General features: G+C 66.5%; 12 protein-coding genes. 6 read left to right on the top strand and 6 right to left on the bottom strand.

Annotated elements, in window-relative coordinates; translation table 11 throughout:
• The first annotated feature begins 230 nt into the window (after positions 1 to 230).
• A complete protein-coding gene (locus tag ACK6AU_RS11240; protein ID WP_409299332.1) occupies positions 231 to 797 on the top strand; it encodes an NADAR family protein in 567 nt (188 codons plus the stop codon).
• Here ACK6AU_RS11240 and ACK6AU_RS11235 read toward each other — a convergent pair.
• From ACK6AU_RS11235 to pilG, 6 genes are all read right to left on the bottom strand, one after another.
• Positions 794 to 1,252, bottom strand: coding sequence for a chemotaxis protein CheW (locus ACK6AU_RS11235; protein WP_409299330.1), 459 nt, complete (start codon positions 1,250 to 1,252; stop codon positions 794 to 796). The genes ACK6AU_RS11240 and ACK6AU_RS11235 overlap by 4 nt on opposite strands.
• Positions 1,245 to 7,124 (bottom strand): Hpt domain-containing protein, encoded by a 5,880-nt coding sequence (locus tag ACK6AU_RS11230; RefSeq protein ID WP_409299328.1) that lies wholly within the window; start codon positions 7,122 to 7,124, stop codon positions 1,245 to 1,247. Before ACK6AU_RS11230 ends, ACK6AU_RS11235 begins: the two co-directional genes overlap by 8 nt.
• 28 nt (positions 7,125 to 7,152) lie before the next feature.
• On the bottom strand, positions 7,153 to 9,216 hold the full coding sequence (locus ACK6AU_RS11225) for a methyl-accepting chemotaxis protein (RefSeq protein WP_409299326.1): 2,064 nt from the start codon (positions 9,214 to 9,216) through the stop codon (positions 7,153 to 7,155).
• A 131-nt stretch (positions 9,217 to 9,347) separates the two neighbouring features.
• Entirely contained in the window at positions 9,348 to 9,887 is a 540-nt protein-coding gene (locus ACK6AU_RS11220) for a chemotaxis protein CheW (RefSeq protein WP_185697063.1), read from the bottom strand.
• An 11-nt stretch (positions 9,888 to 9,898) separates the two neighbouring features.
• The gene (gene pilH, locus ACK6AU_RS11215; RefSeq protein WP_022641611.1) at positions 9,899 to 10,264 is read right to left on the bottom strand and encodes a twitching motility response regulator PilH; all 366 of its coding nucleotides are present in this window, start codon (positions 10,262 to 10,264) and stop codon (positions 9,899 to 9,901) included.
• A gap of 57 nt (positions 10,265 to 10,321) precedes the next feature.
• A complete protein-coding gene (gene pilG, locus ACK6AU_RS11210; protein WP_022641612.1) occupies positions 10,322 to 10,726 on the bottom strand; it encodes a twitching motility response regulator PilG in 405 nt (134 codons plus the stop codon).
• Between the two features lie 294 nt (positions 10,727 to 11,020).
• On the opposite strand from pilG, the gene gshB reads away from it, so the two are divergent.
• The 5 genes from gshB to pyrR all read left to right on the top strand — a co-directional run bounded on the left by gshB (position 11,021) and on the right by pyrR (position 14,875).
• Entirely contained in the window at positions 11,021 to 11,992 is a 972-nt protein-coding gene (gene gshB, locus ACK6AU_RS11205; protein ID WP_185697062.1) for a glutathione synthase, read from the top strand.
• Positions 11,993 to 12,122: 130 nt separating this feature from the next.
• Positions 12,123 to 13,022 carry an energy transducer TonB gene (locus ACK6AU_RS11200; protein WP_085594470.1) on the top strand — a complete coding sequence of 300 codons (900 nt, stop codon included), beginning with the start codon at positions 12,123 to 12,125 and terminating at the stop codon, positions 13,020 to 13,022.
• A gap of 81 nt (positions 13,023 to 13,103) precedes the next feature.
• Entirely contained in the window at positions 13,104 to 13,673 is a 570-nt protein-coding gene (locus ACK6AU_RS11195; protein WP_185697060.1) for a YqgE/AlgH family protein, read from the top strand.
• Positions 13,673 to 14,110: a Holliday junction resolvase RuvX gene (ruvX, locus tag ACK6AU_RS11190; RefSeq protein WP_185697059.1), complete on the top strand. Its 438-nt coding sequence runs from the start codon at positions 13,673 to 13,675 to the stop codon at positions 14,108 to 14,110. Before ACK6AU_RS11195 ends, ruvX begins: the two co-directional genes overlap by 1 nt.
• A gap of 258 nt (positions 14,111 to 14,368) precedes the next feature.
• Positions 14,369 to 14,875, top strand: a complete 507-nt coding sequence (gene pyrR / locus ACK6AU_RS11185) for a bifunctional pyr operon transcriptional regulator/uracil phosphoribosyltransferase PyrR (protein ID WP_409299322.1) — start codon at positions 14,369 to 14,371, stop codon at positions 14,873 to 14,875.
• Positions 14,876 to 14,885 lie beyond the last annotated feature (10 nt).

The following is a 14,885-nucleotide window of genomic DNA, read 5'->3' as shown; positions in this document are numbered from 1 at the left end:
CGCTGTCGTGGCAGCCACCATAGGAGCGCAGCCCGGCGGGCATCAATCAAGCTCGGCGTGGAAAAGTTACGCCAAGCGTAACGATTCGCCGGCCGGTTCCAGGCCCGGCGCGTTCCTGGCGCGACTCAACGATCTTCATACCACCCGGCGATGGCATCCCTCCTGGCGCCCGGTACACAATGCGCGCCGGATTGGCCGCTCAACGGCCGGAACACATGATGAGAGTCAGCATGGACACACCGATTCGCTCCAACCAGGACTTGCTGGGACAACTACAACGCGGCCTCAAGCCCGACTACCTGATGTTCTGGGGCCACCAGCCGCCCCGGGACGGACGGGTTTCCCAGAGCTGTTTCAGCCAGTGGTTCGACGCTGGCTTCGAGATCGATGGCATTCACTACCCCACCGCCGAGCACTACATGATGGCCGGCAAGGCCCTGCTGTTCGACGACCAGCAAACCCACGGGCGCATCCTCAAGGCAACCACCCCGGCGGACGTCAAACAGTTGGGCCGCGAAGTACGCGGCTTCGATGACACGCAATGGCAGGCAGCGCGTTTCGACATCGTGGTGCGCGGTAACCTGGCCAAGTTCAGCCAGCATCAGGCCCTGGGCGAATACCTGCTGTCCACGCGGGATCAAGTGCTGGTGGAAGCCAGCCCGGTGGATCGGATATGGGGCATTGGCCTGGCAGCGGACGATGCCAAGGCCAGCCGGCCTGAGCAGTGGCGCGGACTCAACCTGCTGGGCTATGCCCTGATGGAAGTGCGCGACCGCCTGCTGGCGGCCGAGGCCTAAGGCGCCAGCCCGGCCTCCACCAGCAGCTCCTCGAGGGCCGGCAGGTCCGGCACCCTGGCCACCTGCTCGGCGACCTGCACCGCGGCTTTCTCCAGGGAGGCCAGGGGTACGTCGACATAGCTGAGCTGGCTGTCGAGCTTGCAGGAGCGCGGGATGCCCTGCACCAGCAAGGCGATGAACTTCAGCTCCGGGCGCCCGCCCAGGGCATTGAGCACGACGATTCGCGCTCGCTCGCCGATCACCGTGGGGTTGCCACAGGCCGCCTCGAAGCTGACCAGCGCGATCTGCCGGTCGCGCCACAGCACTCGCCCCAGGTACCAGGGTGGCGCGTCCAGGTCGAAGCGCCCCTGCTGGTAGTCGATCAGCTCGGCCACCGCCACGTTGGGCAGGATCAGGGTGCGGTCGGCCAGGGGCAGCAACAGCCCGGTGAGGGTGCTGGAGCGATGGTCAAGCATGGTTCTTGCTCCACAGGGCGATGCTTTCCAGCAGCACCGACTCTTGATAGGGCTTGCCGAGGTAGTCGTTGACGCCGATGGCCATGGCCCGGTCGCGGTGCTTCTGGCCGGTGCGCGAGGTGATCATGATGATCGGCAAGCGGTGCAGGCGCGGATCGTTGCGCACCTGGATCGCCACTTCGAAACCATCCATGCGCGGCATCTCGATATCCAGCAGCATCAGGTCCGGCGTGTGCTCGGCCAGCAACGCCATGGCGTCGACGCCGTCCTTGGCGGTCAGCACGCTCATGCCATGGCGCTCCAGCAAGCGGCTGGTGACCTTGCGCACGGTCACCGAGTCGTCCACCACCAGCACCAGCATCGGCCGCGTCGCCTGCGCCTCGCCGGCACCCTCCTCGCCAGGCGCCCGGGGCTGCGGCGGCGCGTCCTGGCGGGCGCGGATATGGGCCAGCAGGTCGAGGATCAGCACCACCCGGCCATCGCCGAGGATGGTCGCCCCGGACAGCCCCTGGACCGCGGCGAACTGCGGCCCCAGGCTCTTGACCACGATTTCCCGGGTGCCGAAGGTAGCATCCACCTGCACCGCGACCCGCTGTTCGTTGCATTGCACCAGCAACACCGGCAGCGCCTGCACCTGGCCCAGCAGCTTGGGCCGCGGCACGGTGTGCAGCAACTCGCCCAGATAGCACAGCTGGTAGCACTGGCCGGCGTACTCGTAGCGCGGCGGGTCGAGCTGGTAATAGGCGGCCAGCTCTCCCGGCATGACCCGCACGATGCCGTCCACGGTGTTGAGCGGGATCGCGTAGTGCTCGTCGCCACACTGGACCATCAACGCCCGGTTGACCGAAACGGTGAACGGCAGGCGGATGCGAAAGTGCACGCCCCTGCCGGCCACCGAGTCGATGCTCATGCTGCCGCCCAGCTGGCGCACTTCCTCGTGGACCACATCCATGCCCACCCCGCGCCCGGAGATCTGGGTGATCTTCTCGGCGGTGGAAAACCCCGGCTGCATGATGAACTGCAGCACCTCGCGGTCGCTGACCTGCGCCTGCGGGTCCAGCAGGCCACGCTTGATGGCCTTCTTGCGCACGGCTTCCAGGGGCACGCCGGCGCCATCGTCACGCATGTCGAAGACGATATCGCCGCCCTCGCGGGACAGGTCCAGGGTGATCCGCCCCTGCTCCGGCTTGCCCGCCGCGCGCCGCACCTGGGCTGACTCCAGGCCGTGGTCGACGGCGTTGCGCAGCATGTGCTCGAGGGGCGCGACCATGCGTTCCAGGACATTGCGATCCATTTCGCCTTCGGCGTTGCCGACCACGAACTCCACATCCTTGCCCAGCTCTTCGGCCACCTGGCGGACGATACGCCGCAAGCGCGGCACCATGCGCTCGAACGGCACCATGCGGGTACGCATCAGGCCTTCTTGCAACTCGGTGTTGATGCGTCCCTGTTGTTGCAGCAAGTCGGCAGCATCATGGTTGCGCCGGTCGAGGGTGTCCTTGAGGTCCAGCAGGTCCGAGGCCGACTCGAACAAGGCCCGGGATAGCTGTTGCAGCTGGGAATGGCGGTCCATCTCCAGCGGGTCGAATTCTTCGTAGCCCAGGCGCTCGGCTTCCACCTGCTGGCGGCTGAGGATCCGGCCCTGGGTCTCGGTATCCAGGCGGCGCAACTGGTCGCGGATCCGCTCGATGGTGGTTTCCATCTCGGTCAGCGCCACCCGGGCGTCATTGACCTGTTGTTCGATGCGGCCGCGAAAGATCGAGGTCTCCCCGGCCAGGTTCACCAGGTCGTCCAGCAGCTCCGCCGAGACCTTGACCATGTCGGCCGCGGCCGCCACTTCCGGCTGCGGCGCGACCGGCTCGGGTTTGCCGACCGGCGCTGCCAGCTCCGGGGTCGGGGTCGCCGGCCCCCGCGGATGGCTCAGGTCGTGGATGGCATCGATGAGCTTGCGGGCGGCCTCGATCGGTTGCCCGGCCCGGGCGGCGTCGAGCATCTGGGCCAGGCGGTCGTGGCTCTTCTGCAACAGGGTGAAGAGTACCGGGCTGGGTTGCAGCAAGCCGGCGGACAAGCCTTCGAAGAGAAACTCCAGTTCATGGGCCAGGTCGCCGATGGCGCTGATCTCCACCATCCGCGCGCCGCCCTTGAGGGTGTGCAGGTCGCGCAGCAGGGTCTCCACCTCCTGGCGGGACTGGGGATCGGCCTGCCAGCGGCTCAGGGCGGCGGCGGAGCTGTCGATGATGTCGAAGCCTTCTTCGAGGAAGATTTCCAGCAGTTCCGGGTCCTGGGCCGAGTGATCCGTCTCCTCGCTCTCGGCCCCGCTCTCGCCAGGGCCACTGGCCTGCTGCCGATAGCTGCGCAGTGCCTCGACCTGGGCCCGGGAGTCGTCCAGCGGCCGTTGGCCCTGCAACTGCCGGAGCAGCACCGCCAGTTGCTCATGGCTGCCACGCAGCAGCAGGCCCAGGGGCTGGCCATGGCTGTAGCGACGATCCACCAAGCCTTCGTACAGCGACTCCAGCTCCTGGGCCAGCTCCGCCACCGGCGCCACCTCGGCCATCCGCGCACCGCCCTTGAGGGTGTGCATGTCCCGTTGCAGGGAGGACAGCGGCGCGCCGTTTTCCGGATCGGACAGCCAGCGTTGCAGGGCCTGGTCGGCGCTGTCGAGGATATCCACCGCTTCCTCGAGGAAGATGTCCACCAGCTCGTCATCGGCTGCCTGCGGCGCCTGTTGCGCAAGGCCCGCGGTGGCAGCGCCCAGCTCGCTGATGCTCAGGGCCCGGCTGCCATCGCTCTTGACCAAGCCGGTGGCGGACGGATCCAGGCTTTCGTCCAGCAGCGCACGCAAGGCCCGGAGCCGCTCGGGCTGCGGGCTGACTTCCTGGCCGGCGGCCAGTTCGTCGAGCATGTTGATCAGCGCCTCATGGGCGCCCTGGGCCTCGTGGAAAAAGCGCTCGCTGACCGCCAGGCTGCTTTCTTCCACCGCGCCGTACAGGTCGAGCAAGGCTTCGCACAGTTCATCCACCGGCTGCAGGTCGGCCAGGTGCGCGCCTTCGCCCAGGGTGGTCAGCTCATCCAGCAGGTCGTTGAGTTCCTGGCGCTCGCCGGGATGCTGCTGCCAGCGCAGCAACAGGGTTTCGGCATCCAGCAGGATGTCCATGCCCTGGGCCAGGAAGTCGTTGATCAGTTGCGGGGCGCGCTTGGCCCGCGGTGCGCTGTCCGGGGCATCGAGCACGGCTTCCAGGCGTTCGCCGAGCAGGGCCAGGGCCCGGCCGGCCAGTGCCCGGGCGCCGTCGATGGCCGCCAACGGCGTGCTGTCCAACTGACGCAGGCCCTTGCGCAGCAGGCCCTCGGCCTCCAGCAGCAGCTCTACCTCGTCCAGGTCCAGGGGGATCAGGTGGGCGCGATACTCGCGCGCCAGCTGGTCGAAAGGACCGGCCAGCTCGGCGATCGGCCACACGCCGGCCATCGAGGCGCTGCCCTTGAGGGTGTGCAGGGCCCGTTGCAGGGCATCGCTGGCCTGCAACGGCAATTGTTCGGCGGCCTGGTCGAGGAAACGGTTGACGCTGTCCAGGTGGGTCTGGGCCTCGGCACGGAAGATCTCCAGCAACTGCGGGTCCAGGGCATCGTCGCGCGGCGCCGTGGGCGTGGCGCCGCTGGCCAGGGCATGGGCCCGGGCCGCCAGGCGGTCGACATCATCACGCTGGCGCTGGGCATGGGCGGCGTACTCGGCGATCAGTTCCGGCAACAGGCCCAGGGTATCGCCCACCAGCTGGCGCACCTGGACACTGGGCTCCACGCTGTGTTCCAGCACCCGGTTGAGCAGGTTCTCCACCGCCCAGGCCAGCTCACCCAGCACCAGGGCCCGGACCATCCGCCCGCTGCCCTTGAGGGTATGGAAAGCCCGGCGCAACTCGCTCAGGGCGGACCGGCCCTGGGGATCGGCCTCCCAGCGCGGCAGGTACTCGCGGAGCATCTCCAGCACTTCCTCGGTTTCTTCGAGAAAGACTTCGCGCAGCTCGTCGTCCACCGGCGCCTCGCCCACCGGCGGCGGCAGCAGGCTGCCGGGGGTGCTCAGGGCCGGCGGATTGAGGAGCGAAACCGGCGCGGCCAGGGCGTCGGCGAGGGACTGCGCGACCTGGGGATCGTCCGCCAGCGTCAGCGCCTGCTCTTCGTGCGCCGGCAGCGGTGCCTGGGCCTGCGGCGCATACCCCAGGGCCACCAGCCCCTGCTGGGCGATGTCGAGGATCTTTTCTCCCGGCGCCTCGGGATCTTCGTTCAAGCGTTCCAGGTAGTAGTCCAGGCTAGCGATCACGTCCGCCAGGTGATCCAGCTGCTGCCAGTCCGGCAGGGCCCTGGCCGTCAACAGCCGCTCGCCGATAAAACCATTGCAGGCCTGCAGCAGCCCCGCCGCCCGGGGCAAGGGGATCATCGCCAGGGCTCCGCGCACCTGGGTCAGCAGCTCGGGCAGGGCCAACAGTGGCTCATGCTCCCAATCGGCCTCGATGGATTCGAGCAACAGTTCCTTGGCCTGTTGCAGGCAGGCCCGCGACTCCTTGATCACCAGTTGGTGGATCTGGGTCAGGTCGGTGGTGGGCAGGCGGCTTTCCTCGCGGCTCTCCGGCTCCACGGTGCCGGCCATGCCCGCCAGGGTAGCCTCGACGTACAGCAGCGCCCCGGCCACGTCCATCAGCACCGCGTCGTCGGGCGCGCGCTGGCCCTGGGCCAGGCTCTGGATCACCGCCAACTGGTCGATGATCACCTTGCGCGGCTGGCCGAAACCCAGCACTGCCAGGGTGTCGGCGATCTGCCGCAGGGGCGCGAGCAGGCCATCCAGGTCGTCGGCATGCTGGCGGTCGCTGCGCACGAACAGGTCCAGGCGTTCCTTGACCCGCACCAGGCCGTCGCACACCGCGGTCAGCACCGAGCGCAGGGCATCGCGGTCGGGGCCGGCCATGCGCGCCCGCTCTTCATCGACCACTGCGCTGTCGGGCAATGCGTCGTCCAGTCCGTAACGTTCTTTCATGGTCAGCATCAATGGGGTGGGATGGCGCGCCTTGGCGATATAGAACAACAGGCTCTTGAGCAGCTCTTCGGGGGCGGCCCGGTTGACCCCGGGCATGCCCTGCTCTTGCAGGCGCTTGAGTTCCTTCTCGGCATCCTTGAGCAAGCTGCGCACCGCCGGGCTGTTGGCAACCACGCCCTGGCGCATGCCTTCCACCAGCGCCGAGGCGATATGCCACAAGGGGGCCAGCGGCGCATCCTGGCACAGGGCTTCCAGGCGCTCGAAGACCTTGGCCATATGGCCCAGGCTGATTTCGTCGTCCTGCTCGCGCAGCAGGTCCACCAGGGCGGTTTGCAGCATATGCCGCAACTTGCGCAACTGGGTCGCCAGCTCCTGGGGCTCCAGCGCCGCCAGGGCCTTGTCGGTCAGCGGCGGCAGGCTGGGCAACTGCGGGCTGAACAGGCTGGTTTCCGAAAGCAGGCTCTCGCCACGGGCGCTGCGCAGGTCGTTGAGCAACGGCAGCACCACCAGCGGCAGGTCGCGACGTGCGCTCTGCACCCGGTCCAGGTACTGCGGCAACTGGCCAATGGCCTGGCGCAGCAGGCGCAGGGCTTCGTCGCGTTGGGCCACGCGCTCCTGCTGCAGGGCCAGGGCGAGCTTTTCCATCTCTTCGGCCAGCAGCGCCGCGCCGTAGAACTCCGCCATCTGCAAGCTGCCGTGGACCTGATGGATGCCTTCCAGGCATTGCTCGAGGGCATCGGGCGCCCGGGGATCCTCGGCCAGATGCTCCAGCGCCTGATACGCCAGCTTCAGGGTTTCGGCCATTGCGCCCTTGACCCATTCCAGGGCCACGTAGTCGTGCCGATCAACCATAACCACTCCAGTCAAAGCCTTGTTTCAGTCAGCGGTTGTCATTGGTGGCAGGCGCCCGGGTCGCCGGCAGGGTGAAGCCGGAAACCGAGCGGCGCAGCTGGCTGGCCATCTTCGCCAGGTTGCCGATGCTCTCGGCGGTCGCCGTGGAGCCGGACGAGGTCTGCGAGGTGATCTGCTGGATCACGTTCATGGTCAGGGAAATCTGCCCGGCCGAGGAAGTCTGCTGCTGGGCCGCGTTGGAGATGCTCTGGATCAGCGCCGCCAGGGTCTTGGATACGCCTTCGATCTCCTCCAGCGCCACTCCGGCATCCTGCGCCAGGCGCGCCCCGCGCACCACTTCGGTGGTGGTCTGCTCCATGGAGATCACCGCTTCGTTGGTGTCGGTCTGGATCGCCCGGACCAGGGTCTCGATCTGCCGGGTCGCGGCCGAGGAACGTTCCGCCAGCCGCTGTACCTCGTCGGCCACCACGGCAAAACCGCGACCGGCATCACCGGCCATGGACGCCTGGATGGCCGCATTCAAGGCCAGGATATTGGTCTGGTCGGCAATGTCGTCGATGAGGCTGACAATATCCCCGATCTCCTGGGAAGACTCGCCAAGGCGCTTGATCCGCTTGGCGGTGTCCTGGATCTGCTCGCGGATGTTGTCCATGCCATGGATGGTGTTGTGCACCACCTCGTTGCCCTTGTTGGCGATCTCCACCGAACGCTCGGCCACCGCCGAGGACTCGGCGGCGTTGGCCGATACCTGGTCGATGGATTGGGCCATTTCGTTGATCGCCGTGGAGGCTTCGGAAATCTGCTGCGCCTGGTGCTCGGAGGCTTCGGCCAACTGCATGGCGGTGGTCTGGGTTTCCTGCACCGCGCTCGCCACCTGGCCGGCGGTGAGGTTGATGGTGGCCACCAGGTCACGCAACTGGTCGACGGAGTAATTGATGGAGTCGGCGATGGTCCCGGTGAAGTCCTCGGTCACCGAGGCGGTCACCGTCAGGTCGCCATCGGCCAGGTCCTCGATCTCGTCCAGCAGGCGCATGATCGCGTTCTGGTTGCGCTCGTTCTTCTCGGCGGTCTCGCGTAGCTGGCGGTTGGTCTCGCGGACCATCACCAGGCCGATAAGGATGATCGAGGCCAGGGCCAGCAGGCCCAGGACATAACCGCCGATGGTGTCCAGCTTGCGGCTGCCGGCCAGGTTCTCGAAGCCGATGGCCAGGCGCGAGGCTTCGTCCAGCAGTGTCTGGGACAGGCTGAAGATATTGCCGGCCGACTCACGCACCTGGAACAGCTCGGGGGAGGTCTCGAGGATTTCGTCCACGGAGCCTGAGACGAACTCGAACAGCTCGGAAATCTCCGTCAGCCGCGCCCTGGCATCAGGGTCCTCGACCTGGCTGATCTTCAATCCCGGGTTGCCTTGCAGCATGCCGTTGAGCACCTGGCCGAAGCGTGCGGCGTCGCGACCGAAGGCATCGGCGGCCTGCACGGCATTCTCGTCCCCGGCCAGCACGGTGTTGACCGCGCCGAGGATCCGCTCGGCCAGCAGCGACTGGCGCTGGGCCATGGCCACCTGGCTGGCGGGGGCGCCGCGCTGGAGGAGGATCTCCACCACCTTCTCGTATTCCACCTGCAATTGCGGCACGGTCTCGGCCAGGGTCGCGGCCACCTGGTGCAGCGACAGCACCGTCTGCTCGCTGGCGAGGATCGCGTCGGCGTTCTTCAGCAGTTTTTCCCAGTCCAGCTGCACCGCGCGCATCTCCTGGTGCAGCGCCACCGGGGCACCCGGCAGGCCGGTGGCCGGGTCGCCCTTCTTCAGGTAGCCCCAGCGCTGGGCAAAGTCATTGCGGGCATCGGCCAGCAGCTTGAACGCGGCAGCCTTGCCGGCCGCGGCCTCGGTGGCGTTCTTGGCGATGCGCTGGGACAGTACCCGCAGCTCGCCGGCATGGCCGATGTACTGCTTGTCGTAGGTGGCCTGGGTGTTGAGGTAGGCGAAGTTGGCGAACAGCAACATGATGAACACGATCAGCGCGATGAACAGCGCGACGATCTGCGAGCGGCTGCGGGAGCCTTCCTGGGGCTTGCCGGGTTTGGCTTTGGTCATCGATCAGGCCTGTGGCGAGCGGGGGATCCCGCATTCGGTCGCCCGGGACAGCCAGGCGGCATGGATAGATCCAGGAAGGCCGGGGCCTCCCGTGGTACTGCGAACGGGTAATGCAGGCGCCTGGGCGCGGTTCACGCCGCCACCTCCAGGAACCCTGGCGAACGGACCAGGGCGAAGGGGCTGAACACTTGCCAGATCTGCTCGCGGCGAAACTGTCCCTGCAGATAGGGATTGATCGCGGTGTCGGCAAGATCGCTGAGGCCGGGCTCCAGGGTGTCCTGGGCAAAATGCTTGAGGCCCGCCACTTCATCCACCAGAAGGCCGACGAACAGCTCCTTGTATTCCACCACCAGCACCCGCCGCTGCAAGCGCAAGGGCGACACCTCGTGGCCGAGGAATGCGCACAGGTCCATGATCGGCAGCAGCCGCCCGCGCAGGTTGGCCACACCGCGAACCCAGGGCTTGACCCTCGGCAACAGGGTATGGCGCGGCTCGTGCAGGACTTCACTGACCTCGCCCATGGCCGCCACGTACCAGCGGTTGCCCAGGCGGAAACCGATGCCGCTCCAGCTGTGCTGGCGGGTTTCCTGGGATGGCAGGTCGGCGGCCAGCAAGCGGCAGCGCTGGTCGATCTCCAGCAGCAGTTCGAAGGCGGTCCGGGATTCGCTCATGGCACGGGCGGTCAGCCGGCCAGGACGTTGTTCAGGGTCTTGATCAGGGTCTCTTCTTCCACCGGCTTGGTCAGGTAGTCCCTGGCGCCCTGGCGCGTGCCCCAGACCTTGTCGGTTTCCTGGTCCTTGGTGGTGATGATGATCACCGGGATATGGCTGGTCTCGGCATCCTTGGTCAACTGGCGGGTGGCCTGGAAGCCGTTGAGGCCGGGCATGACGATGTCCATCAGCACTGCATCGGGCTTCTCTTCCCGGGCCAGGGCCACGCCGTCGGCGCCATTCTCGGCCTTGAGCACTTCGTGGCCGTGCTTTTCCAGCATGCCGGTGAGTTTGTACATTTCGGTCGGCGAGTCATCGACGATCAGGATACGAGCCATGGTCTTCCCCATACGGTATAGGCGCGCGATCCACTGGCCGGGCGCCGCTGTGCGTGTCTACTGTGGCGCAAGCGCGACGAAGTCCGGGACATGGGCCCTGATCGCGCTGAGCAGTTCTTCCTTGCTGAAGGGTTTGGTCAAAAACTGGTCGGAGCCGACGATGCGGCCCTTGGCCTTGTCGAACAGCCCGTCCTTGGAGGACAGCATGATCACGGGAGTGGACTTGAACGCGCTGTTGTTCTTGACCAGCGCACAGGTCTGATAACCGTCGAGGCGCGGCATCATGATGTCGACGAAGATGATCCCGGGGTGATGGTCGACGATCTTGGCCAGGGCTTCGAAGCCATCCACCGCGGTGATGACCTCGCAGCCGACGTTCTTCAGCAGCATCTCGGCCGTGCGGCGAATCGTCTTCGAATCGTCGATCACCATCACCTTCAAGGCGTTGGATTGCTGTTCCATGTCTGCTCTACCGTCGCCCCAGCGAATCGATTTGATCGGGTACCGCTGGCCAATGCCCCAAACCCTTGAACTTCAAGGCCCCGGCCCGGCATGCGAGCCTTTTTAGCACACTCTCCCCCCTGCAATCCATGGACTACGCAGGGCAGTGGTTTTTCCTTGACCCAGGTCTCTGTCAGCGCCACTCTGACGCCACTTTCAGGAGCTGTTCCCGTGTGTCCGGCAACGCCGGCCCGTCACCGGACAGCGACCGACCCCCAGCCTGCTTCCACCCATTTGATTGAAGGAATCCGCCCCATGAGCGTTCGCGTCGGGATTGTCATGGACCCTATCGCCAGCATCTCCTATAAAAAGGACAGCTCGCTGGCCATGTTGCTGGCCGCCCAGGAACGCGGCTGGAGCCTCTTCTACATGGAGCAGCGCGATCTCTATCAGAGCGCCGGCGTGGCCCGGGCCCGCATGCGCCCGCTGCAGGTCTTCGCCGACCCACAGAAGTGGTTCACGCTGGAAGACGAGATCGACAGCCCGCTGAGCGACCTGGACGTGATCCTGATGCGCAAGGATCCGCCCTTCGACATGGAGTTCGTCTACTCCACCTACCTGCTGGAGCAGGCCGAGAGCGCCGGCGTGCTGGTGGTCAACAAGCCCCAGAGCCTGCGCGACTGCAATGAAAAGCTGTTCGCCACGCTGTTCCCGCAGTGCACCCCGCCCACGGTGGTCAGCCGCCGCGCCGATGTCCTGCGCGAGTTCGCCGCCCAGCATGGCGACGTGATCCTCAAGCCCCTGGACGGCATGGGCGGCACCTCGATCTTCCGCCACCGCGCGGGCGACCCGAACCTGTCGGTGATCCTGGAGACCCTGACCGTGCTGGGCAGCCAGCAGATCATGGCCCAGGCCTACCTGCCGGCGATCAAGGACGGCGACAAGCGCATCCTGATGATCGACGGCGAACCGGTGCCCTATTGCCTGGCGCGGATTCCGGCTGCCGGCGAAACCCGGGGCAACCTGGCCGCCGGAGGACGTGGCGAAGCCCGCCCGCTGAGCGACAAGGATCGCTGGATCGCCGCCCAGGTCGGCCCGACCCTGCGGGCCAAGGGCTTGCTGTTCGTCGGCCTCGACGTGATCGGCGAGCACCTGACGGAAATCAACGTCACCAGCCCGACCTGCATCCGCGAAATCGACAATGCCTTCGGCACCAACATCGGCGCGATGCTGATGGATGCCATCGCAAGCAAGCTGCAAGCCGCAAGCAACAAGCCGCAAGCTTGACCTGCATCACATGCAGCTGGTCGCTTGAAGCTTGAGGCTTACAGCTTGAAACCAACATTGCGTTATCATGCGCCGCCTGTGAAACCGTGATGTTGGTTTGTGCAATGCCTGCTGTGATGTCGAACTGCCAATGAGCCTTACGTCCGACCTGCCACCCGAGCTGGCCCACGGTGGCGTCCGCGCGGCCGATCGCCTGGGATTCACCCTGTTCCTCGCGGCGCTCCTGCACCTGGTGCTGATCCTCGGCCTGAGCTTTTCCTTCGCCGAGCCCCAGCAGATCAGCAAGACCCTGGAAATCACCCTGGCCACCTTCAAGAGCGAGACCAAGCCGAAGAAGGCCGACTTCCTGGCCCAGGACCACCAGCAGGGCAGCGGCACCCTGGACAAGAAGGCCATTCCCAAGACCACCGAAGTAGCGCCCTTCCAGGACAACTCGGTGAAAAAGGTCGTACCGCCACCGTCGGTCAAGCCGCAAGTCAAGGAGGCCGCGCCCAAGGCGGCCGTGGCCACCACCGCGCCCAAGCCGAAGAAGACCGTGACCCAACGCGAAGAGGTCAAGCGCGAACCGACGCCCAAGGCCGACGCGCCATCGTTCGACAGCTCGCAGCTGTCCAGCGAGATCTCCAGCCTGGAAGCCGAACTGGCCAACGAACAGCAGCTGTACGCCAAGCGCCCACGGATCCACCGCCTGAGCGCGGCCTCGACCATGCGCGACAAGGGCGCCTGGTACAAGGACGAATGGCGCAAGAAGGTCGAGCGCATCGGCAACCTCAACTACCCCGAGGAAGCCCGGCGCAAGCAGATCTACGGCAACCTGCGGTTGATGGTGTCGATCAACCGCGACGGCTCGCTGTATGAAGTGCTGGTACTGGAGTCTTCCGGCCAGCCACTGCTGGACCAGGCCGCCCAGCGCATCGTGCGCCTGGCCGCGCCGTTCGCCCCCTTCACTGGCGACCTGTCGGACATCGACCGCCTGGAAATCATCCGTACCTGGCGCTTCGCCCGGGGCGACAAGCTGTCCAGCAACTGACCGCCCGGCCAGCGCCACGCCCCTGCTCGCGGGCGCATCGCCAGCTTGTCAGCCGGGCCCGCCACCGCCACACTAGCGCTCATGAAGAACCTCAGCCCCAGCTACCTCAAGCATCATTTCCTGATCGCCATGCCGCACATGGCCGACCCGAACTTTGCCCAGACCTTGACCTACATCGTCGAGCACAACGCCAATGGCGCCATGGGGCTGGTGATCAACCGCCCGCAGGACCTGAGCCTGGCCGATATCCTGGAGCAACTGCGCCCTGACGAAGACCCGTCGCTGCTGTGCCAGCACGTGCCGATCTTCAGCGGCGGCCCGGTGCAGACCGATCGCGGCTTCGTCCTGCACCCCAGCGGCCCGATCTACCAGGCCACGGTGGAGCTCGATGGCGTCTCGCTGTCGACCTCCCAGGATGTCTTGTTCGCCATCGCCGACGGCGTGGGCCCGACCAAGAGCCTGATCGCCCTGGGCTACGCCGGCTGGGAAGCCGGGCAACTGGAAGCCGAGCTGGCCGACAACGCCTGGCTGACCTGCCCGTTCGACGCCGACATCCTGTTCAACACCAGCAGCGAACTGCGCCTGGAAGCGGCCGCCCGTCACCTGGGGGTCAACCTCAGCCTGCTCACCAGCCAGGCGGGCCACGCCTGATGGCCTTGCGACTGATCCTGGGCTTCGACTACGGCACCCGGCAGATCGGCGTTGCCGTGGGCCAGGCCATCACTGGCCAGGCCCGCGAGCTGTGCACCTTGAAGGCGCAGAATGGCGTGCCGGACTGGAACCAGGTCGAGGCCCTGTTCAAGGAATGGCAACCCGATGCGGTGGTGGTGGGCCTGCCCCTGAACATGGACGGCACCCCGAGCGAGATGTGCCAGCGCGCCGAGAAGTTCGCCCGGCGCCTGAACGGCCGCTTCAACGTGCCCTTCTATACCCACGACGAACGCCTGACCACCTTCGAGGCCAAGGGCGAACGCCTGGCCCGGGGCGGCCAGAAAGGCAGCTACCGCGATAACCCGGTGGACGCCATTGCCGCCGCCCTGCTGCTGCAGGGCTGGCTCGACGAGCACGCCACGCTGCTGAATACCTAGCGACCGAATCCTGAGGATGCGCGGCCTGCGGCTGCGCGCCTCCTGGCCCGACACCAGCCACAAGAACCTGCCGACGATCCAGCGAGCGATGCTCGGGCGAGTCAGGAATGGCGCAGAAAGCGGAGTTTAGACACCTAAATGAGCATTTCGAAGCCACTTGCAACGCCCCACGAGCCAAGCGCAGCAGATCCCGGGCAAGTTCCAAGTCACCGCGCCCCGCTATCGGACAACAAGGCGCGAGCCCAAGAAGGAGCCACCATGAGCCTGCCCAATCCCGCCGCCCTGATCAGCCAGATGGCCATCGATCTCAACGCCCACCTGGCCCAGCGCGCCATCAGCGAGCCTCGCTTCATCGGTATCCGGACCGGCGGTGTCTGGGTCGCCCAGGCGCTGCTGGAAGCCCTGGGCAGCGACGCGCCCCTGGGCACCCTGGACGTTTCCTTCTACCGCGATGACTTCAGCCAGAACGGCCTGCACCCTCAAGTGCGCCCGTCCGAGCTGCCGTTCGAGATCGAAGGCCAGCACCTGGTGCTGATCGATGACGTGCTGATGAGCGGCCGGACCATCCGCGCCGCCCTCAACGAGCTGTTCGACTATGGCCGCCCGGCCAGCGTGACCCTGGTCTGCCTGCTGGACCTGAACGCCGCCGAGCTGCCGATCCGGCCGAATGTGGTGGGCGCGACCCTGTCGCTGGCGGCCCACGAGCGGGTAAAATTGTCCGGTCCTGCGCCGCTTCAACTCGAGCTCCAAGACCTCGCCCTCTAAACCCGCCCTT

This window comes from Pseudomonas sp. KCJK8993 (assembly GCF_046230915.1).
GTDB classification, from domain to species: domain Bacteria; phylum Pseudomonadota; class Gammaproteobacteria; order Pseudomonadales; family Pseudomonadaceae; genus Aquipseudomonas; species Aquipseudomonas piscis.
Note: the sequence above shows the minus strand (reverse complement) of the source record. Positions and strands in the feature narration are given on the sequence as shown.